25 protein-coding genes are annotated in these 18,705 nt (G+C 61.9%); 9 read left to right on the top strand and 16 right to left on the bottom strand.

Annotated elements, in window-relative coordinates; translation table 11 throughout:
* The first annotated feature begins 20 nt into the window (after positions 1-20).
* From GJ631_RS00435 to GJ631_RS00410, 6 genes are all read left to right on the top strand, one after another.
* On the top strand, positions 21-488 hold the full coding sequence (locus GJ631_RS00435; protein WP_156707251.1) for a type IV pilin: 468 nt from the start codon (positions 21-23) through the stop codon (positions 486-488).
* Between the two features lie 21 nt (positions 489-509).
* Positions 510-995, top strand: coding sequence for a type IV pilin (locus GJ631_RS00430; RefSeq protein ID WP_156707250.1), 486 nt, complete (start codon positions 510-512; stop codon positions 993-995).
* 272 nt (positions 996-1,267) lie between these two features.
* Entirely contained in the window at positions 1,268-1,717 is a 450-nt protein-coding gene (locus tag GJ631_RS00425; protein ID WP_156707249.1) for a type IV pilin, read from the top strand.
* Positions 1,718-1,960: 243 nt separating this feature from the next.
* The gene (locus GJ631_RS00420) at positions 1,961-2,563 is read left to right on the top strand and encodes a hypothetical protein (RefSeq protein ID WP_156707248.1); all 603 of its coding nucleotides are present in this window, start codon (positions 1,961-1,963) and stop codon (positions 2,561-2,563) included.
* Between the two features lie 117 nt (positions 2,564-2,680).
* A complete protein-coding gene (locus tag GJ631_RS00415) occupies positions 2,681-3,124 on the top strand; it encodes a type IV pilin (protein ID WP_156707247.1) in 444 nt (147 codons plus the stop codon).
* Between the two features lie 377 nt (positions 3,125-3,501).
* Complete coding sequence (locus tag GJ631_RS00410; RefSeq protein WP_156707246.1) at positions 3,502-4,620, top strand: hypothetical protein; 1,119 nt, start codon at positions 3,502-3,504, stop codon at positions 4,618-4,620.
* 168 nt (positions 4,621-4,788) lie between these two features.
* Here the strand turns inward: GJ631_RS00410 and GJ631_RS00405 are convergent, their stop codons facing one another.
* Positions 4,789-5,106: a hypothetical protein gene (locus GJ631_RS00405; RefSeq protein ID WP_156707245.1), complete on the bottom strand. Its 318-nt coding sequence runs from the start codon at positions 5,104-5,106 to the stop codon at positions 4,789-4,791.
* Positions 5,107-5,234: 128 nt separating this feature from the next.
* Between GJ631_RS00405 and GJ631_RS00400 the strand changes: the two genes are divergently transcribed.
* The 3 genes from GJ631_RS00400 (at position 5,235) to dpsA (ending at position 6,831) form a co-directional block, all read left to right on the top strand.
* On the top strand, positions 5,235-5,963 hold the full coding sequence (locus GJ631_RS00400) for a hypothetical protein (protein WP_197424683.1): 729 nt from the start codon (positions 5,235-5,237) through the stop codon (positions 5,961-5,963).
* Positions 5,964-6,022: 59 nt separating this feature from the next.
* The gene (locus tag GJ631_RS00395) at positions 6,023-6,178 is read left to right on the top strand and encodes a hypothetical protein (protein ID WP_156707244.1); all 156 of its coding nucleotides are present in this window, start codon (positions 6,023-6,025) and stop codon (positions 6,176-6,178) included.
* Positions 6,179-6,285: 107 nt separating this feature from the next.
* Positions 6,286-6,831: a DNA starvation/stationary phase protection protein DpsA gene (gene dpsA, locus GJ631_RS00390; RefSeq protein WP_156707243.1), complete on the top strand. Its 546-nt coding sequence runs from the start codon at positions 6,286-6,288 to the stop codon at positions 6,829-6,831.
* Positions 6,832-6,841: 10 nt separating this feature from the next.
* Here dpsA and GJ631_RS00385 read toward each other — a convergent pair whose 3' ends face one another.
* The 15 genes from GJ631_RS00385 to GJ631_RS00325 all read right to left on the bottom strand — a co-directional run bounded on the left by GJ631_RS00385 (position 6,842) and on the right by GJ631_RS00325 (position 18,700).
* On the bottom strand, positions 6,842-7,138 hold the full coding sequence (locus GJ631_RS00385) for an amphi-Trp domain-containing protein (RefSeq protein WP_370518511.1): 297 nt from the start codon (positions 7,136-7,138) through the stop codon (positions 6,842-6,844).
* A 6-nt stretch (positions 7,139-7,144) separates the two neighbouring features.
* The gene (locus GJ631_RS18360) at positions 7,145-7,312 is read right to left on the bottom strand and encodes a hypothetical protein (RefSeq protein WP_197424682.1); all 168 of its coding nucleotides are present in this window, start codon (positions 7,310-7,312) and stop codon (positions 7,145-7,147) included.
* 45 nt (positions 7,313-7,357) lie between these two features.
* On the bottom strand, positions 7,358-7,759 hold the full coding sequence (locus GJ631_RS00380; RefSeq protein ID WP_156707242.1) for a metal-dependent transcriptional regulator: 402 nt from the start codon (positions 7,757-7,759) through the stop codon (positions 7,358-7,360).
* Between the two features lies 1 nt (position 7,760).
* Positions 7,761-7,898 carry a hypothetical protein gene (locus GJ631_RS00375; RefSeq protein ID WP_156707241.1) on the bottom strand — a complete coding sequence of 46 codons (138 nt, stop codon included), beginning with the start codon at positions 7,896-7,898 and terminating at the stop codon, positions 7,761-7,763.
* Positions 7,895-8,701 carry a hypothetical protein gene (locus tag GJ631_RS00370; protein ID WP_156707240.1) on the bottom strand — a complete coding sequence of 269 codons (807 nt, stop codon included), beginning with the start codon at positions 8,699-8,701 and terminating at the stop codon, positions 7,895-7,897. The genes GJ631_RS00375 and GJ631_RS00370 overlap by 4 nt, the downstream gene beginning before the upstream one ends.
* Positions 8,698-9,609 (bottom strand): hypothetical protein, encoded by a 912-nt coding sequence (locus GJ631_RS00365; RefSeq protein WP_156707239.1) that lies wholly within the window; start codon positions 9,607-9,609, stop codon positions 8,698-8,700. Before GJ631_RS00365 ends, GJ631_RS00370 begins: the two co-directional genes overlap by 4 nt.
* 46 nt (positions 9,610-9,655) lie before the next feature.
* Positions 9,656-9,829 carry a hypothetical protein gene (locus tag GJ631_RS18355; RefSeq protein WP_197424681.1) on the bottom strand — a complete coding sequence of 58 codons (174 nt, stop codon included), beginning with the start codon at positions 9,827-9,829 and terminating at the stop codon, positions 9,656-9,658.
* Positions 9,830-10,981 carry an ABC transporter substrate-binding protein gene (locus GJ631_RS00360; protein WP_156707238.1) on the bottom strand — a complete coding sequence of 384 codons (1,152 nt, stop codon included), beginning with the start codon at positions 10,979-10,981 and terminating at the stop codon, positions 9,830-9,832. It lies immediately after the preceding gene.
* A 2-nt stretch (positions 10,982-10,983) separates the two neighbouring features.
* Positions 10,984-12,123 (bottom strand): ABC transporter substrate-binding protein, encoded by a 1,140-nt coding sequence (locus GJ631_RS00355; protein ID WP_156707237.1) that lies wholly within the window; start codon positions 12,121-12,123, stop codon positions 10,984-10,986.
* 2 nt (positions 12,124-12,125) lie between these two features.
* Positions 12,126-13,283 carry an ABC transporter substrate-binding protein gene (locus GJ631_RS00350; RefSeq protein ID WP_156707236.1) on the bottom strand — a complete coding sequence of 386 codons (1,158 nt, stop codon included), beginning with the start codon at positions 13,281-13,283 and terminating at the stop codon, positions 12,126-12,128.
* Positions 13,284-13,412: 129 nt separating this feature from the next.
* On the bottom strand, positions 13,413-14,351 hold the full coding sequence (locus GJ631_RS00345) for an ABC transporter ATP-binding protein (protein WP_156707235.1): 939 nt from the start codon (positions 14,349-14,351) through the stop codon (positions 13,413-13,415).
* 1 nt (position 14,352) lies between these two features.
* Complete coding sequence (locus GJ631_RS00340; RefSeq protein ID WP_156707234.1) at positions 14,353-15,474, bottom strand: iron ABC transporter permease; 1,122 nt, start codon at positions 15,472-15,474, stop codon at positions 14,353-14,355.
* The gene (locus tag GJ631_RS00335) at positions 15,464-16,417 is read right to left on the bottom strand and encodes an NAD(P)/FAD-dependent oxidoreductase (RefSeq protein ID WP_370518510.1); all 954 of its coding nucleotides are present in this window, start codon (positions 16,415-16,417) and stop codon (positions 15,464-15,466) included. The genes GJ631_RS00340 and GJ631_RS00335 overlap by 11 nt, the downstream gene beginning before the upstream one ends.
* A 53-nt stretch (positions 16,418-16,470) precedes the next feature.
* Positions 16,471-17,610 carry an ABC transporter substrate-binding protein gene (locus GJ631_RS00330; RefSeq protein ID WP_156707233.1) on the bottom strand — a complete coding sequence of 380 codons (1,140 nt, stop codon included), beginning with the start codon at positions 17,608-17,610 and terminating at the stop codon, positions 16,471-16,473.
* 67 nt (positions 17,611-17,677) lie between these two features.
* Positions 17,678-18,700 carry a HEAT repeat domain-containing protein gene (locus GJ631_RS00325; protein WP_156707232.1) on the bottom strand — a complete coding sequence of 341 codons (1,023 nt, stop codon included), beginning with the start codon at positions 18,698-18,700 and terminating at the stop codon, positions 17,678-17,680.
* Positions 18,701-18,705 lie beyond the last annotated feature (5 nt).

Raw genomic sequence — 18,705 nt, 5'->3', positions numbered from 1 at the left:
TGGGTGTGCGCTGTCCAACTATGGAATTGAAACACCTGCTCACAACAGACGACGACAACCGTGCTGTATCGCCCGTCATCGGGGTCATCCTGATGGTCGCCATAACCGTAATTCTGGCCGCCGTCATCGGGACGTTCGTTCTCGGGCTGGGCGATCAAGTTCAGCAAACGAGCCCGAACGCACAGTGGAATTGGGAAGTTGATGGTACCGCCCTAAACGTAACGCATGAAGGAGGTGACTCTGTTGAGGCAAACCTCCTCGAAGTTACTGGTCCATCGTCGGTCACAACGTATGAAGACGGGAGTGACACTATTGTCTGTAATGAGGAAGCATCCGGTGGAAACCTGGAGTGGACTTCAGCGACGATCTCCGCAGGTGATACCTGTCGTGTTGCAGGTGATGCAGGTACGGACAATACTTTCCGCCTGATTTGGACGGCTGAAGGCGGTGGCTCTTCGTCGACTCTCTCGACGTACACTTCGAACTAAAACCCAATAGAGACCAATACAATGCAACTCACAGAACTCTTCGACAATGACGAAGAACGAGCAGTATCGCCCGTCATCGGCGTCATCCTGATGGTCGCGATAACCGTCATCCTCGCCGCCGTGATTGGAACGTTCGTCCTCGGCCTCGGCGACCAGGTGCAGCAAACCAGTCCGAACGCACAATGGGACGTGGAATACGACCCTGGCTCAAGTGGGAGTTGGGTTCTTACGCACACGAGTGGCGATGATGTTCCCGAAAGCACGCTGAATGTTGCTCTCAGTGGCGGTACCGACACGAACATCAGTAGTGGCGATTACAGTTGGGCAACCTTGGGCACTGGTTCAGACACAACCGTTTCCGCCGGCGACAGTGCAGAATTCAATTCGTCGACAACGGGCACATATAACCAAGGCGAGTTCGACGATGCGACCCTTCGCCTCGTCTGGACTGCGGAAGGCGGTGGCAGCTCCAGTACGCTGACGACGTGGGAAGGCCCGGACGCCTAACCGACGAAATATATTTCTCAGTATTTGGTGCGATACACATACTGACACAGCGGCAGCATTACGCACCCTTTTGCGAAACCCGGTTAACACATTGGCAAAACGGGCGAATGTCTCTACCCTGCCGAACCTAGGTGAGCAGAAACTATTGCTTCTGGCGAGGATTATATTGCCCAACTCATTCCGTGAGCCATCATATATGTTAAATACTGAGGCTGTTATTGCTTCCGTTACGCGTCAACTAACCCACCAAAGGGAGTGACGCCCGACCAACCATGGAATTAAAACATTTATTCACCGGAGACGACACAGAACGAGCCGTATCGCCTGTCATTGGTGTGATTCTGATGGTCGCGATAACCGTCATCCTCGCCGCCGTCATCGGGACGTTCGTTCTGGGGCTAGGCGATCAGGTCCAGCAGACGAGTCCGAACGCACAGTGGAATTGGGACCAAGGGACTGCGGGCGATTCCAGTCCAGATCTCACACTTACTCACGAAGGTGGAGATTCGGTTGAATCCGCTCGAACTGAGGTCACGAATTCCGGCGCTGGCACCGTTGACAACGACTGTGGCCAGGGCGATTGGAGTAGTACCACAATCACAGCCGGTACCAGCTGTGATATTGTCAACGATGGCAACACCGTTGATGGCACCTACCGGCTAATCTGGACGGCAGAGGGCGGCGGGACTTCGTCCACGCTGTCGACCTACGAAGCGAACTAACGACGAACCTGCGATTTTCAGTATTTTGCTCGAAACACCAACAGATACAGCCGCCGCCAAACGCGCTCTGGTCCGCACCTACAACCCGCGGAGCTATGCCGACCCGTGGGACTGCGTTGAGGACTTCGAGCGCGTCCAACGCGAGAGCGCCAAGCACCCGAACAAGGGCTCGGGGGCCCTATCGTCGGTGGTTGAGCTCCCACGATCTCGGATTCGGCCCTGGATGGAGGGTTCCCGCCCCGATTGCTACCGTGGGCTCCAGGACCCCTCAAAAACGGCTGGGTGTTGGAGTCGTGGGACAGCGACACCGCGCGAGCGCTGAATCAGTTGGCGGCGTGGGTGTGTGCCTCCGGGTCGATCCACGAGGACTTCGCGGTCCACTTCGTCGTCGAGCCCGACCTCGAAGATTGGTTCCAAGAACTTACGGGCGGTGTTGGAATCACGGTGCGCCAGACGCGTACGAATTCGGACCGGCCGCCGGAGTACACGCCGACTGAGCACCAAACGGTCTTGGGTCGCGTGCTCCACACTTGGACGGGCGTGCAGGGCGATAAGAGCACGTTGGCGACGCAATTCCCACGCTACTTGGAGTTCGCCCCCGACGACATCGCAACGGCGTTCGCACAGGCGTACGTCCGGCTCAGAGCAACGCCGACCGAACGCTACGATGGACAGGCAGTCCAGCTGCAGGAACACCGCTCGAAAAGCTACTATCGCGACCTTCGAACCCTGCTCGAACGGGTCGTCGCGGATGACTCGGAGATTCGTGGGACTGGGTTCCCGGTGTACATCGTTGGTGACGCCGCGCAACAGCTGTATTTCGGCGTCGGAACCGACGAATCGTAACGTAGTACCCTGTTTTGGGAGACACAAACTCACTATCTGAGGCAAGTCATAGGTAGATAGCCTCCCGTGGGCATTGATCAAGCACACACTAGTGGCTAGCCTGTACTGGCACTCAATATGAACCTAAACCACCTATTCACAGCAGAAGACGACACCCGTGCCGTCTCGCCCGTAATCGGCGTCATCCTGATGGTCGCCATAACCGTGATTCTCGCAGCTGTCATCGGAACCTTCGTCCTTGGATTGGGCGACCAAGTCCAACAGACGAGTCCGAACGCCCAGTGGACGTGGGACCAGCCAGCCACCGACGAGCTTGAACTGACGCATCAAGGCGGCGACACAGTCGCGGTGGATCGGGTGATCGTGACTGGCGGCGATAACATCGACTCGACAAACGACTGTGACGTAAACAATGACTGGAGCGATTCAAATGCTGAAATTACTGCCGGCGATACCTGCAGAAATATCCTCACCGGAGACGCTGGCGGCACATACCGCCTCGTTTGGACGGCTGACGGCGGCGGGTCATCGTCCACGCTCTCGACGTATGACGCGAATTGAATTCGTTTATTCGAGTATTGCTGACAATATTCTGGATATTTGAAGCCGGATAGCGGAATCGAATTCCCACTACTCGCCGAGGTCGTTCTCGGCGGGGTAGTGGGTCAGCACCTCTTCGAGCCGCTGCGGGCCTTCCTAGATGTCGTATTCAAACTCTTGGCCGCACTCTGCGCAGGGCATGGGTCATGTCTCTGGATTGACTGGTAAATACCCGTCGAAATTCCATTCGGTGGTGGTGATTGGCTGGGAAACTGGTACCTCACCTATGCTTCGTTCACTCAGCATGCCGAGTCCCCACTCAAGACGTGGGACGGTCACACACAAAGAGGCGTTTGAGCTTACTCAACCCCTATGCATCCATCGGGAGATTATCGAGTGTGACACGACTTAAAGTAGTCCTCGCACTCGTCCCAATACTCTTGCTGGCGGGTTGTATTGGCGGTCTGGGTGCGGAGACACCCTCTGACTCGGCAGATAGCTCACCTGAAGAGGTCCCTGGCGTTACGAACGGGACGCTCACGAATGACTCGGCGCTCATCCAAGCAAATCGGAAGGCGGTGACAACAAATGGAGCGACCGTCCAGATCAATCAGTCCTCGAGAGAGATGAATATCGACGCTCGGCTCGTTATCGGGGCGAATCTCTCGACGTACCGCCTCTCGGGGTCGGGGACAGTGAGTCCGGATACCGATACGTCAATCGACCAATGGAGCAACGAAACAATGCAGTTCGTTCGCACGTCGTCGGGCGAGCAGACGAACTATCGCGTCCTTGAGGGACACGACGATCGACTCACGATGCTTTCCTCGATGGAGACATTCCTTTCAGCAGGCAATTTCGAGGTTGCAAACGAGACAACCGACGATGGAATGGTCGTATTGACTGCTGACAGTGCGTCACCAGCAAACACGTCGATGGCGAATCTCGAGCAGTTCGAGGGCCGCCTGGTTGTCAACGAGTCCGGCCAAATTCAGAATTTCACGGTTACGCTGACGCAGGACGGCGAGCAAGTGTCCTATAGCTACGAGCTGCAGCAAGTCGGTGTCGAACGCGTTCAAAAACCAGACTGGGTAAATGACGTTCCCCCAGGCGCGACGCTGCAGACCCAACTCTCCGTTAATGTGGAAAACAACTCGTATCTTGTGCTCGAACATTCCGAAGGTGACACCGTCCCACGTGGGACGACGGTGCAAGTGACATCCAATGGGACGACTGACACGGTGGGTCTGAACAGTTCCTTATCGGCTGGTGACAGGCGCTACCTCTACTTCGACACGTCGTCGCAAGAACTCCAGGTGACTGCTGACCGGCCTGATTCGAGTGCTGTGTCGCCCGTTACCAGTCCGACATCTGTGGAGATCACCACTGAGGGCGGTGTGGTCCTCCAAAGTGGCAGTATGGGCTGGGCCTCCGAAAGCGCGGGTGCAAGCGACGCTGGCAGTCGCCATGACTCGAGCTCCGGAGAGCGTACGGACGGAACCGCAACTCCGTCATAGTAGAACGGATTAACGCAGACCACGCCGATATTCGACGCTGGCGACGTAAGGCTAACTCCACAAACTGAGTTGGCTGGGATGCTACCCCATCGACTCCGAATCTGAACGAGTGAAGGATGCCGCTATTCTCACGCAATCATCCTCAACGTCGGTTCGAGTCTGTCACCCTCACTCCGATTGCTCCCACTCTGGTGCCGAAACCAACTCCGGCCGAACCGACTCAATATCCATCTCGGCGGCGCCGTAAAACCGCTCTCGACCGGCCGGCGTCTGGAGGCGGAGCACGACCGTCTCGCTCGTGGCGCGGAATATCGAGAGCGTCCATGCACCGCCCACTCGCTCCCACGTGCCGAGTTCGACTGCGTCACTGACGACATTGGAGCCGAGTTCCCAACTCAGACGCGTCACCTGTGGTAGGTCGAAGGGCACGACATGAGGAAGTCGAGCGACGGTCCCATCGGTCGGTTGTGGTCCACGTGTAGCCATACCACGAGTGTTCTTGTCGGTCACGAAAAATCAATCGCTTCGCCGTAGCTCATTATGGGACACTGACAGCTCGATAATCCTTGATTCACAGCCACGGAGGTTATCAGCCATGCCGACCCACAGAACGTATGACCTCATTTGCGGATTTGGACCTCGCCGACGTCGAGGAAGTCGCAGAGCGCCGCGAGGAACTCCTCGCTGCGGTCCGTGACCACGCGGGTCGCATCGCCTACCACATCGCCCGCGTCGACGGCGGCGACTACGGCCAGCGGTCGTTTTCGACCGACGACGGCGAGTGGACGGTCAAATACGAGGCCGGAGACCTCGAATACCTCCGCTTCGAACCACGCGGTGGCGGCGAGACGTACGTCATCTCGACACAACAACCGGCCGAACCGAAGGCACTGGCGGAGGCCCTCGAAGACTACCCCGCCTTCGTCGCGGCGTACAACGACTACGTCGACTCACTGGCCGGCATGCTCGATTCGGTTGAAGCATCCTTCCCACAGGTCGAATCCACCGAGAGCGTCGTCACCGAACGCGACCGCATCGTCGAGGCGATCGAAGCCTGTTGTGACCGGATGGCCGGCGAATTACGACGGTACGAGGGCACCGAGTACGGCAGCTTTGCGGCCCGAATCGACGGCACCCGCTGGGAGCTAAAGTGGGACGAAGACGGCGCGTCGTATCTCCGTGCTGGCGGCTCAGGCGGCGTGTACGTCCTCTCCCAATATGGCCCACCTTCTGCGGCTGACGTGCGTGAGTACGCACCCCGATTCGGGGGATTCGTCGACGCTTACAACGACCATGTCGCCGAATTGGAGTTGGATCTCGAAACCATCACCTTCGAGACCTGACTCGACTGGCCATGAGGGTTTTGCGGCTGGAGTCAAAACATCGTGTGGGGCGTCAACATATGTGCCATCACACGCTCGACACAGAACCAGCAGAGTGGCGTTACGAACAGACCGAAGACGATGACGAGGACGACCTTGCTGATTCAGCGGAACCACCCGAATTCGCGAACGACGACGCCGCAGTCGATGTCGAGTTGCTGGATGCCGACGACTGACTGCTGTCAGCAGTGACGGTCCCGACGGATAACCGGATTTAGGCGAGGCGAAAAAATATTTGCATATTGATAAATTATAAGTCGCTGGCGACCCAACTACCGGTGTAATGAGCACACAGAAGACCATCCGTCAACAGGCTGGCACAGTCGAAGAGAACGCGCTCCGACTCGACACCGAGAAAGCCGAACAGATTATCGACGCGCTGAACACCGACCTCGCGGACGCGTACGTCCTCTATCACCAACTCCACAAGCACCACTGGAACGTCGAGGGTGCGGAGTTCCTCGACATCCACGTGTTCCTCCAAGAGGTGTACGAGGACGTCGAAGACGCTGCCGACGAACTCGCCGAGCGCCTGCAGGCGCTGGGCGGCGTTCCGCACGCCAGCATGACGACGCTCGCCGAGAACGCCACCGTCGAACCCGAAGACGAGGACGTCTACGACATCCGAACGTCGCTGGAGAACGACCTCGAGATGATGGGCGACATGATCGAGAGCTACCGGCAACACATCGAGTTGGCCGACGGCCTCGGCGACTACGCGACCAGCGAGATGCTCCGTGAACAGCTCGAAACGCTCGAAGAACACACCCACCACATCGAACACTATCTCGAAGACGACTCGCTCGTCCTCGAATCCGCGACGAACTAACGCCGACTGACTACCGAACGTCGGGTGCCGACTCGTCGCTTCGTCCCGGAATCTCTACTTCGATTTCTAACTCTTGGTCGCCGACGCCGTCGAAATCGATTTCGACGTCGATTGGCTCGCCGAAAGCAAACGGGAGTTCCCACTCCTCGTCGACGAGCGTGAGTTCGTCGCCGTCTCTGAGTTGTTCTCCCAGCGCGATTAGAAACTCGCCGGCTTCCTTCGAGTCAAGGCGGTATTCGGTTTCGAACGCCCGCCCCGCCCGAATCGTCGTCCGTTCGTCGGCTGTAGCTGAGTCAGAATCGTCCACGAGTACTCACCGTCGAACGTCGACCGTCAGGTCACTCGCAATCCAGCCGTCGTTGTTGTCCGTTTCGATGAACACGGACTTGCCGGGACAACTCTCACACTGGCACACATCGGGTCTGGAGTCGGCGTCGGAATCAACGCCTCGTTCCGAACGCCGCCGGGCACGCGCCGTCATTACCTGATTTAGGCATACCTAAAGTAAAAGCGTTTTCGGTCCCGGTCAGCGCTCGCCCGCCTCGCTTGCCGTCGCGACCGGCTCGGAATTCGCAGTATCACCCAACAGCGTCGCGGCCAGTCGCTCGGCGACGACCGGACTGACACTCCCGGCCATCCGCATCGCCTCGGCTTCGGAGTCCTCCAACCCGAGTACGTCCCGAAAGAACTGCGAGAGCGTGCAGTAGGTGTCGTACAACTCCTCGGCGGTCTCCTTTCCGTCGTCGGTCAGCGTCGCGCCCTCGTAGGGTTCGTGGACCACCAGCCCGTCGGCTTCGAGGCGCTGAAGCATCTCGGTCGTCGCCGCCGGCGACTTCTCCAGTCTCTCGGCGAGTCGCCCCGGCGACACGGGGTAGTTCTCACCGCCCTCAATGTAGATAACGAGGAGATACCGCACAGCGTTTGCCATCTCAGCCACCCTCCGTGGATTCGCCAGAGGCATCAGACTCCTCGTCAGCCACGCCACCCTCCGAATCCGACCCGAACAGCGCCAGATACAGCCACGCTTTCACCCGACCGCGCTGTTTGCGAGGTCCTGAGTCGGTCATGCGCGTCTGGTGAGATGGTCGCGAACGGTTCGTTGACACTCAGTACATATCGCGTCAAGGCGAGCAGCCCCCGACAACACCGGAAACGTGGTCGAACGCTCCTGTGACAAGTACACAACGAGCGACCGATGTGTGAGGCCCGTCTTCGCTCCCTCGCTCGTCGTTCGGTCGAGTACCGCCTGTCGGTCTGTGGCGATCGTTTCACACCGATTTCGGTGGGTTTCGAGCCGCTCGTGGCGCTCCCGAAGCGTCTCGAAACCGAGTACCGACAGTGGCCGGTCATCGGCGGCATCGAGCCACTCACATGTCGCTTCGAGCCCCTGGAGCGATTCGACCAGTGACTCCCGTTCGATGTCGAGAGCTCGCTCCATCGCCCGCAGCTCGGCCTGTCGCTGCTCGACAGCACTGTGAATCGACTGCTGGACTTCGGCTGTGAACTGCCCGGGTGTCGAGGGGTCCAACACCGCCGCGATGCCCTCGCCCAATTCCTCGCTCATCGTCGCCGTGAGCGGCTCCGACTCCTCGAGGTCGGCTACGCTGTAGGGGCGGACGGTCTCCTCGAACAGCGACCGAACTTCGTCGGCCCCTGCGGTTGCCGGTCCGCTCTGCCGTACTGCCGGCGACGCTGGCGTCACTTCGCCAGTGGCTGGTACGCCACCACCGCCGTTCGGAAGCGACGCCGGGTCGAGGGTTCGGACCTCGGCGTCGAAGCGCTCGAAAGCCCTCGACGTGGCTTCGACGTGTGCCACCTCCTCGTCGACACGGTCGATGGCCGCCCGAATCGGGTCGATGATTCCGCTCACGGACACCCCTCCGTTGGCACGCAAGCGAGGCCGCCGACACGCCCCGTCGTATTCGTCTCGATAGACAGCCGCCACGACCCCGACCCTTCGACACGCTCTGCGCCCGAAATCGTCACCGACCGCGTCGCCAGCCGGTCGAACAGCTGCACCACCAACGGCAGCGTCACGACCCGACCCGGCGTCCCGTCGAGGCTGTACCCCTCGATATGCACCGTCCACGACCGCGATTCGCCACCCGAGGCTGCCGAACACCGCTCGATGCGATAGTCGTCGACGAGTCCGACCGACGCCAGTGAGTCAAGCGTCTCCGCGAGCGGTTCGGGCGCCAAAATACCGCTGCCGTCGCGTGGCAAGTTCGCGGCCGCCTCCCGCAACACCGCCGCCTGTTCGTCGGGCGCCAACCGCGCGTCGAGTTCCGTCGCGATGCTTTCGAGCAGTCGCAGACAGAGTTCGTCGGGTGATGCGACCGCCTCGGCGGCGTCGAGATACGTGTCCATGATAGCGTCCTGTAAGTCGCCGTGGGCCGACCCCGCGATGGCCTCGAAGACGACGCTGGCGACGGTGTGACAGAACTCGATAGCGTCCGTTCCTCCGCCTTCGGGCGGCGTCGGCGGCAACTCACGCGTTCGGTCGGCCAGTGGCGTCCCGTCCGACGCTTCCCAGCCCGGTAGCTCCTCGCGAACGATGATGTCGCGATACGAGACTTGCGGGTCGTACCTTCGAAGCGTCGCCCGGTACTGTTCGGTCGCCTGTGCGGCCGCGCGGGCGCTCGCTCGACTGTCGAAGGCCAATTCGTCGGCCGGGACCGGTCGACATCCCGTCCGCGCGCAGGCGACGTAGTAGCGGCCGTCCTCGCTGGCGAGCGATTCGATATGGTCGCGAATGTCGCCCAGTGTCGTTCCTATCATGGTTGGTCTCTCGCGGTGGGTTGTTCAGGTGGTCTCTCCTGTCGGGTCAGCGGCGCACTTTCGTCGGGTTCTCGGCAGTGATGAACGGCTCGCCGCCCTCCTCGGCGAAGGCGAGACTGCCACACTCCAGTCGGCAGACCTCCCAATCCGGCAGCGCCGGAATACCGTAATCCTCCGGCTCGCGGTAACAGCCCGCGATGGCCCACGTCCGCGCACGCATTCAGACATCACCGTTGACGATATCCGCGACACGCTGGCGGTCGAACAGCTCGTCGTCGGCGGCGGCGAACTCCTCGGGGTAGATACCCCGAGCCGCCCGTTCCAGCTGGAACAGTTGGATTATCGGCCCCTGATACGTCAGCCCGCTGTAGAAGACGCGTCCCTCCTGAACCGCTGTCAGTTCGCTGGCTACGTCGTGGTCCTCGAGATGCGAGCGAATCTCGCGGTCGAAGTACGCGTCGGTGATTTCGCCCTGCAGACGAACGGCCAGGGCGTCGGGGTCGATGTCCAGCAGCGTCTCGAAGTCGATGGTGCCGCCGTCGACTTGGGCGTCGGTGACGCCGTTGGCAGCCAGCGCGTCGCCGACGTCGAGGTCGCGGAACTGCTTCGATTGAGAGCCCTCGCCGACGAGATACGGGTAGAACGACTCCGGCGGCACTCCCGCGGGGTACAGCACCGCGATATCCGGCGACTCCGCCGGAAGACGGTCCTCTACGTCTCCAAGAACCTCGTCGTGGAGTTCGACGAACGCCTCGTAGCGGCCCTGCTCGTCGAACAATTCGGCCATCTTCTCGAAGGCCTCGTACAGCGTGTAATACCGGTAGTCGTCGTGCCAGTCGTACACGCGTGTGAAGCCGGTGTTGCCGACCAGCGGGGCGACGTTGTCGCGTATTTCCTCGACGTCGCCCTCGCTCACCCCGAGTCGGTTGACCATGAAGTTCGGGTCGACGACGTTGACATCGGGGTCGAGTTCGTAGAACACCTCCTTGTCGGTGCCGTCGTTCCACAGTTGGGTGAGTTCTGCGTCGTCGACGGCGACGCCCGGCAGTTCCTCGTAGTAGTGGGTGCCGAAGCGGGCGCGAACCCCGATAGCTTCGAGGCCATCGGCCTGCCCCAAGGCGACGCCCATGTCGGCGTAATCGCCGGTGTAGGCCAGCCACTCTTCGGGCACGGCGTCAAATTCGACGGTGCCGACCGGCTCCATCGTCACCGAATGCCCTTCGTCGGTGTTCGGCGTCCCATTGTCCGGCGTCCCCGTCGACCCGTCGCCGACACAGCCGGCAACCAATCCGCTCCCGACGAGGGCGGTGCCGTACTTGATGGCGTCTCTGCGGGTCGGTGCCGTCTGTCGAATCGTCTCGTCGTCGCTCATCGTTAGCTCTCTCCGTTGATGATGTCCGCGAGGGCCTGTCGGTCGAACAGTTCGCCATCGAACCGCGAGGGGAAGTACGCCGTCGCGTACCGCTCCAGCATGAAGAGGTTGTGCAGCGGGCCGCAGTAAATCGGGCTGCCGCGGAACACCCGCCCCTCTTGGACAGCCGTCAACTGACTCCCAACGTCGTGCTCACGCATGTACGCCAGCGTCGTCTCCTCGAACTCCTCGCGCGTCTTGTTGCCGTGATATCGGAGCAACAGTGAGTCCGGGTCGATTTCCAACAGCGTCTCGTAGTCGACCGACTGCGACCCCGAATACCCCTCGACCTCCGTGCCTTCGAAGGCATCGTCGATACCCAGCGTGTGGAAGTGCTCCTTGTTGGCTCCCTTTCCCGAGACCCGATACGGCGCGAAACTGTCCGGTTCGTCGCCGGCGAACAGCAGCGCACCATCGGGTCGCTCCTCGGCCGGTGGGAGTTCGGCCTCGATTTCGGCGACCACCTCGCTGTGCAGCGACTGAATCGCCTCGAATCGCTCGCGCTCCTGAAACACCGCGGCGACCTTCTCGAAGGCTTCGTACAGCGTGTAGTACCGGTAGTCGTGCCACTCGTCGGTCCGGCGGAAAATGAGGTTGCCGAGGAAGGGCGCAACGTTCGTCTCGATTTCCTCGATATCCTCGGCCGGCCAATCGTCCAGCCAGTGGGTCAGCGAGTGAGGGTCGATGAGGTGGAGGTCGGCATCGATTTCGTACAACAGCTCCTTCGAGATACCGTCGTTCCACAGCGGCGTGAGTCGGTCCGTGTCGATGCCGACATCGGGGAGTTCCTCGTAGTGTCTCGTCTTGTACCGGTTCTGATACCAGACCGTTTCGGCCGCGTCGGCCTGCCCCAACGCCACCATCATATCGATGTAATCCGGGGTGAACGGCGCGACGGTCTCCGGAACCGAATCGAACTCGACGGTGCCGACGGGTTCCATCGTCACCGAGTAGCCGTCGGATTCTTCGGCCGGCGTCGATTCGGGACTGCCATCCGAGGTGTCGCCGTCCGTACAGCCAGCCAACAGGCCGCTGGCGGCGATGGTCGTCCCGTACTTGATGGTGTCTCTGCGGGTCGGTCCAGTAGTGGTGTCGTCACTCATGTTCAGTTGTCTCCGTTGATGATGTCAGCCACTCGCTGGCGGTCGAACAGTTGCTCGTCGCTCGTTACGTCGCCGAACTCCTCGGGGTACAGTTGCTGTGCGGCGCGTTCGGTGAGGAACAGGTTGTGAATCGGCCCCTGATGGAGGTAACCACCGCGGTAGACGCGGCCCGCTTGGACGGCCCGGAGTTCGCTCGCCACGTCGTGGTCTTTCATGTACGCGAGGACGGTGTCGCGGAACTCCGTAGCGGACTTGCGTTCGTGGCCGCGAACGAGGATGACCTCGGGGTCGATTTCGAGGAGGTTCTCGTAGTCGAGTTCGCCGCGGTCGGTCGTACTGAGATTGTCAATATCGGTGCCGGCGAGGGCGTCGGTGACGCCGAGGTCGTTCCACTGCTTCTTGCTCGTGCCCTTGTCGTTGAGGCGGTACGGCGAGAACGTCGCGGGTTCGTTCGTCCCCTCGAAGGTGAGAAAGACGTTCGGCCGGTCGTCGGCCGGCGGCAGGCGGCTCTGAATCGAGGCGATGTACTCGTCGTGGAAGGCCGCGAACGCCTCGTATCGCTCCGTCTCGTCGAAGGCTGTCGCGACTTTCTCGAAGGCCTCGTACAGCGTGTAGTACCGGTAGTCGTGCCACTCGTCGGAGCGCCGGAAGATGAGGTTCCCGAGGAACGGTGCGACGTTCGACCGGATTTCCTCGACGTCGTCGTCGCTCCAATCGAACCAGTTGCGCAACATCCCGGGGTCGTAGAGGTGGAGGTCGCTGTCGAGTTCGTAGAACTCCTCTTTCGTCCTCACTTTGGGATGTGCCTCAACCGTCTCGCGGTCGACCGAGACGCCGGGCAGTTCGTCGTAGACGTAGGTGTAGTAGCGGTCGGCGCCACCGACGCCGGTCAGGCCGTCGGCCTGCCCAAGCGCGACGGCCATATCAGCGTAGCCGCCGTCGTAGGCCGCCCACCGCTCGGGCACGGATTCGAAGGTCACCTCGCCCATCGGCGCCATCTCGACGGTGTAGGCGTCGGTCTCGTCGTCTCCCTCCGATTCCTCGGCGGGTTCGGTGTCACCGACACAGCCGGCGAAGAAGCCGCCTGCGGCGACGGCACTGCCGTACTTGATGGTGTCTCTGCGCGTTGGTCCCTCGCGTATCGCGTCGTCTCCGGACATGGTTTTAGGCTAGCCTAAAATATTATAACTGCTTCGATTTTTAGGCTTACCTAAAACCTCTGCTAAAACAGCGTGTTGAAGGAGTGCGTTAGTCGCCTCTTCGACTTATCAGTTCGAACGCTTCCTCGGTCACCGCCGTGTCTCCCCTTCAGTCGAGTTCTCCGCCTCCACCGCATCCGCGTCGTTCTCGTCGTCGTGTCGGGCGCGAAGCGGCGTGACTCGCGGCCCGCGGTCGGTCGGCACCACCTCGGCGTCGACGCGGAACACCTCCGCGAGCAGCTCCTCGGTGACGACCTCCTCGGGCGACCCCCTGGCCTGAATTTCGCCGTCTTTGAGTGCGACCACGCGGTCGGCGAGTCGCGCCGCCTGCTCGATGTCATGGAGCACGACGACGACGGTGATGTCGCTGTCCGCCCGCAGCGTCTCGATTATCTCCATCACCTCCAGTTGGTGATGGAGGTCCAGAAACGTCGTTGGCTCGTCGAGCAACAACACGTCGGTGTCCTGTGCCAGCACCATCGCGACCCACGCCAGCTGCTTCTGGCCGCCGCTGAGGCTGCCGACCTCTCGGTCTCTGAGGTGGTCACAGCCGGCCAACTCGATGGCCCGGTCGACCGCTTGTTGGTCTTCCTCGGTGACGTGTTCGAAGAAGCCGCGGTGCGGATACCGGCCGTGATACACGAGGTCCTCGACGGTAATGGAGTCGGGCGAAGTGCTCTCTTGGGAGAGCAAACCGAGCTTTCGGGCGAGTTCCTTCGTCCCCATCGAGTGCACGTCACGGCCGTCGAGCAACACCGAGCCGTCGTCGGGGTCGAGTTGCTTCGCCAACCCCTTCAGGAGCGTGCTCTTCCCGGAGCCGTTCGGGCCGACGAGCGCCGTCACGGCCCCCGGTTCGGCGACGATACTCTCGCCGTCGACGACCGGGTCCTCCATCGTGGGGTATCCCAGCACTAGCTCCTCGCCGGTGAGGTCACTCGCTCCGCCCTCGGCGGCGTTCGATGTCGGGGTGTCGTCGCCAGCGTCTTCGCTTCCGTTCGAGGCTCGTAGCGAACCGACGTTGAACACCATGTTAGATTTCACCCATGTTCTGCTTCTTCCGCATCAGATACAGGAAGTACGGCCCTCCGACCAGCCCGGTGACGATGCCGACCGGTATCTGGACGGGGTTCAACGCGAGACGGGCGCCCACGTCGGCGCCGACCATCAACGCCGGGCCGACGAACAGACAGCCGACGATGACCTTCTTGTAGTCGCTACCGACCAAGTTCCGGACCACGTGCGGGACGATGAGGCCGACGAAGCCGACGATGCCCGCCACCGCGATGCTGGCGGCCGCCGCCAGCACGGCCACACCAGAGAGCCCGAATCGGACCTTCTCGATGGACATCCCCAGCGATTTTGCGGTCTGTTCGCCGAGCAACATCACGTTACACTGTCGGGCGCCGATGACGGCCAACAGGATGGCGACGACCGACCACGGCAGCACCAGTCGGACCTGCGCCCAGTCGGTGCCGGTGAGCGACCCGGTCGTCCACGCGATGGCGGACTGGACGATGCCGATGTCGTCGGCGAAGAAGAACAGCGCCGTCTGGAGACTGTTGAAGACGGTGCCGACGATGACGCCCGCCAAGACGAGTCGGACCGGCGAGGTGCCGTTCTTCCAGGCGATGGCGTAGACAATGAGAAACGCCGTCGCGCCGCCGGCCGCGGCGATGAGCGGCAGGAACGCCGACAGCCCACCGAACACGACGAGCGTCAACAGAATCATCAGTCCGGCCCCGGAGGAGACGCCGAGGATGAACGGACTCGCCAGTTCGTTGCGCGTGACGGCTTGGAAGATGGCGCCCGAGACGGCGAGGTTCATCCCGACGATGATGCCGACGAGCACGCGCGGCAGCCTGATGTTCCAGACGATGAGGCTCTCGGTGCTCACCTCCGGCAGTTCGCCACCGAGCAGGAAGGCGTTCCACGCCTGTGCGTTGAACAGGACCTGTGGGTCGAAGACCGCTCCCCACGCCTGTGCGAACGTCATCGAGTAGGCGCCGAAGCTCACCTGTGCGAGCGCGCCGAGGAAGACGACCACGAGGCTTCCTGCCGCAGTCGTCAGCAGTCTCGGGTCGAACAGCCACGCGAACCGACTGCTCCGGCGGCGCTCGCTCGGCCGTCCGGCTTCGACCGATTCACTGCTCATTGGCGACCTCCTCGTGCTGGTCGCTGCGATAGTCACGAATCGCCTCGTCGTCAATGGCTTCCAAGAGCGTCTCGGCGCCGACTCCGTCCACGATGGCGTCGGCCTCGAGTGCCGACGCGAGTGCCTCATGGCCGGTCGTCGCACGCGCGTCGATTTCCTCGTCGGTCAGATACGTCGCCCGCTGGTCGTCGATGTAGGCGTCCTTGACGCGCTCGAAGCGCTCCTCGCCGGGGTCGACTGGCGCGTCGTCGCCGTAGTACTCCTCGAACCACTCGACCCACTGCTCTCGGTCGGTCCACTCGTCGTCGAGACTGGCCGCCCGTCGCATCCAGTCTTTGTGGTCGGCGGCCTCGGGCCACCAACCGTCGTCGAGTCTGCTGTCGGCGACGACGCGATGGGCGACCCGCGCGCCCCGACCGGCGGCCATGATGGCCTGTTTGTCGGCGGCCGTCGCAGGGGAGGCGACGTACAGCCCTTCGATTGGCGTCGTTCCGTCCGTATCGGCGTACTCGCGGTCGAACTGCTCGACCGTCTCCTCGCCGTGCTCGATGGTTTCGAACATCGCCTCCTCGTCGTCGAGTCCGCGCAGGTACTCGCCGTCGTATCTGGTCGCGGCGACGACCCGCCTCGCGGTTACCGACTCACTCTCCTGTGGGACGACGACGAAGCCCTCGCCGTCGGGTTCGACCGACTCGACGAGGTCCGAGCGGAGGTCACACCCGGCCGCTCGGATGTGGTCGTGCATCAACTCGTAGAACGTCTCGACATCGATGCCGTCGGGGAAGCCGAGGTAGTTCTCGAGGTAGGCGCACTTCCGAATGGACGACCGGCCGCGGTCGAAGACGACGGTGTCGAGTTCCTCGCGGGCGAGGAAGACGGTGGCCGAACACCCAGCGGGACCGCCACCGACGACGGCCACGTCGTAGTCGTCGGTCGAACTCACCGCCGACACCTCCCTTGGGTGTGTCGGTGAGACGGTCGATTCGAGTCGGTCATCTACTCCTCACCGGTGACGATAGCCGCGAGTTCCTCGCGGTCGAACAACTCCTCGGAGTACGTCTCGGGGAAGTACCCCGTCGCGTAGCGTTCGAGGAGGAACAGGTGATGCAGCGGCCCGGAGTAAATCGGCCCGCCGCGGAACACCATGTCGTTTTGGACGGCCGTCAACTCCGAAGCCGTTCCGTGGTCTTTCATGAACGCGAGGACGGTGTCCTCGAACTCCGCGCGGCTCTTGTTCTCGTGGCCGCGAATCAGGATGGAGTCGGGGTCGACCTCCAGCATCGTCTCGTAGTCGATTTGGCCCCGCTCGGTCGTCGAGAGCCCCTCGATTCCCGTGTCGGCGAGTGCGTCGGTGATGCCGAGGTCGCGGAACTGTTTCTTGTTCGTCCCCTGGTCGCTCACGCGGTAGGGGTAGAAGGCCTCGGGCTCGTTCGCGGCGGCGAAGGTCAACAGTGCGTTCGGCCGGTCGTCGGCCGGCGGCAAGTCGGCCTGAACGTCGGCGAGAACGTCGTCGTGGAACTGCTTGAGTTGGGTGAACCGCTCCTGTTCCTGATAGATTTTGGCGACCTTTTCGAAGGCCTCGTACAGCGTGTAATACCGGTAGTCGTGCCACTCGTCGGTCCGGCGGAAAATCGTATTCCCGATGAACGGCGCGACGGTGTTACCGACTTCCTCGATGTCGCTTTCCTCGAGTTTGAACGCGCTGTTGTTGATGAGCCACTGGGGGTCGATGAGATGGAGGTCCCCGTCAAGTTCGTAGAAGAGCTCCCTGTCGATGCCGTTATCGCTTAGTCGCGTCAGCGACTCCGCGTCGACGCTGACGCCGTCGAGTTCCTCGTAGTGGGTGGTGTGGAACCGCGAAGGCAGCCCCATCGAGAGAACCGAGTCGCCGTGGCCCAACGCGACCGCCATATCGCCGTAGTCGGGGAAGTAGTGGACGACGCGCTCCGGCGCTTCCTCGAACTCGACGGTACCAACCGGCGCCATCGTCACCGAGTAGTTCCCCTCGGTGTCCGCACCGGAGTAGCCGACGTTGTCGGTACACCCCGCGAGAAGCCCACCGCCGAGTGCCGCCCCGCCATACTTGATGGTGTCTCTCCGTGTCGGTGCCGCGTCGCGCCACGAATCGTTCGACATGTGGTTTAGGCTTCCCTAAAGAACTAAAGCAGTTTCGAATCTTAGGCGGCCCTAAAACGGTGTGTAATCATCGGGGTGAACCGCAGTCGGGACACATCGGCGGGCCGCCTTCGGGTAGTTCGAGGCCACACTGGGGACACGTCGACTCGTCGGTTCTCCGCATCGCTTCGATGATCTCGTCCGTGCGTTCACGGACCGCTGCCAGCGAGCCGATTTCCTCGTCGAAATCCTCCGAATCCGCCCCTTCAATCGCAGCGAGTGCGAACCGCACGCGTTCGACCGCGAACGCCTCGTCGTCGTCACCGTCGTCGGCAGCCTCGACCATGGCGGCGAGTTTCAACTCGGGTATCGCCGCCGACGTGCCAGCACGGGCAACGAGGCCCACCGCTTCGGCCGCCCGCCCGCGGACGTACGGGGAGTCGTCATCCAACCGCGCCGAGAGTTCCTCGACTGCGTCGGTGACGGCCTCGGGCTTCCGACAGCTGACCGCGACCAGCGCCGTCGCGAGGTGATAGCGGATTTCCTCACTGTCGTCCTCAAGGTGGGCCGCGAGCGTCGGAACGTGGTGTCGGAGTCGACCGGGACTCGCCACCGCCACCTGGGCCAACGCCTTCGCCAGTTTCTCGCGTACCTCGGGTTCGTCGAACTCCAACCCGACTCGGAGGTCCGCCAGCACATCCGGCGAGACGACTTCTTCGGGCGCTTCGAGTGCGAGATAGCCGAGCGCCTCCGCCGAACGCGCACGAACGTAGTAGAACTCCTCGTCGTCGGCGAGTCGTGCGGCGAGTGCGTCGGCGCCTCCGAGTGCCGCTTCCGGCGCCGTTCGGGCCACCGCCACGAACAGTTTGGCCGTCGAGAGCCGAATCGAGCGCTGTTCGTCCGTCAGAAACGGGGCCAGCGCCGAAACAATCGGCTCGAACGACTCCGGGGCTTCCTCGGCAAACCGCTGTAGCGACCGTATCGCCTCCGTTCGCGCCTCGGCGTCGGCCGCCTGCAGTTCATCGAGCGACGCGGTGGCCGCTTCTACCTCGCCGCGTTCCAGCCGGTCAACCACGTCGTCGCTCGGCGCTGGGTCGGATGCGTCACCCATGTTCT

It is taken from the genome of Natronomonas sp. CBA1123 (genome assembly GCF_009741925.1).
In the GTDB taxonomy this organism is placed as follows: domain Archaea; phylum Halobacteriota; class Halobacteria; order Halobacteriales; family Haloarculaceae; genus Natronomonas.
Note: the sequence above shows the minus strand (reverse complement) of the source record. Positions and strands in the feature narration are given on the sequence as shown.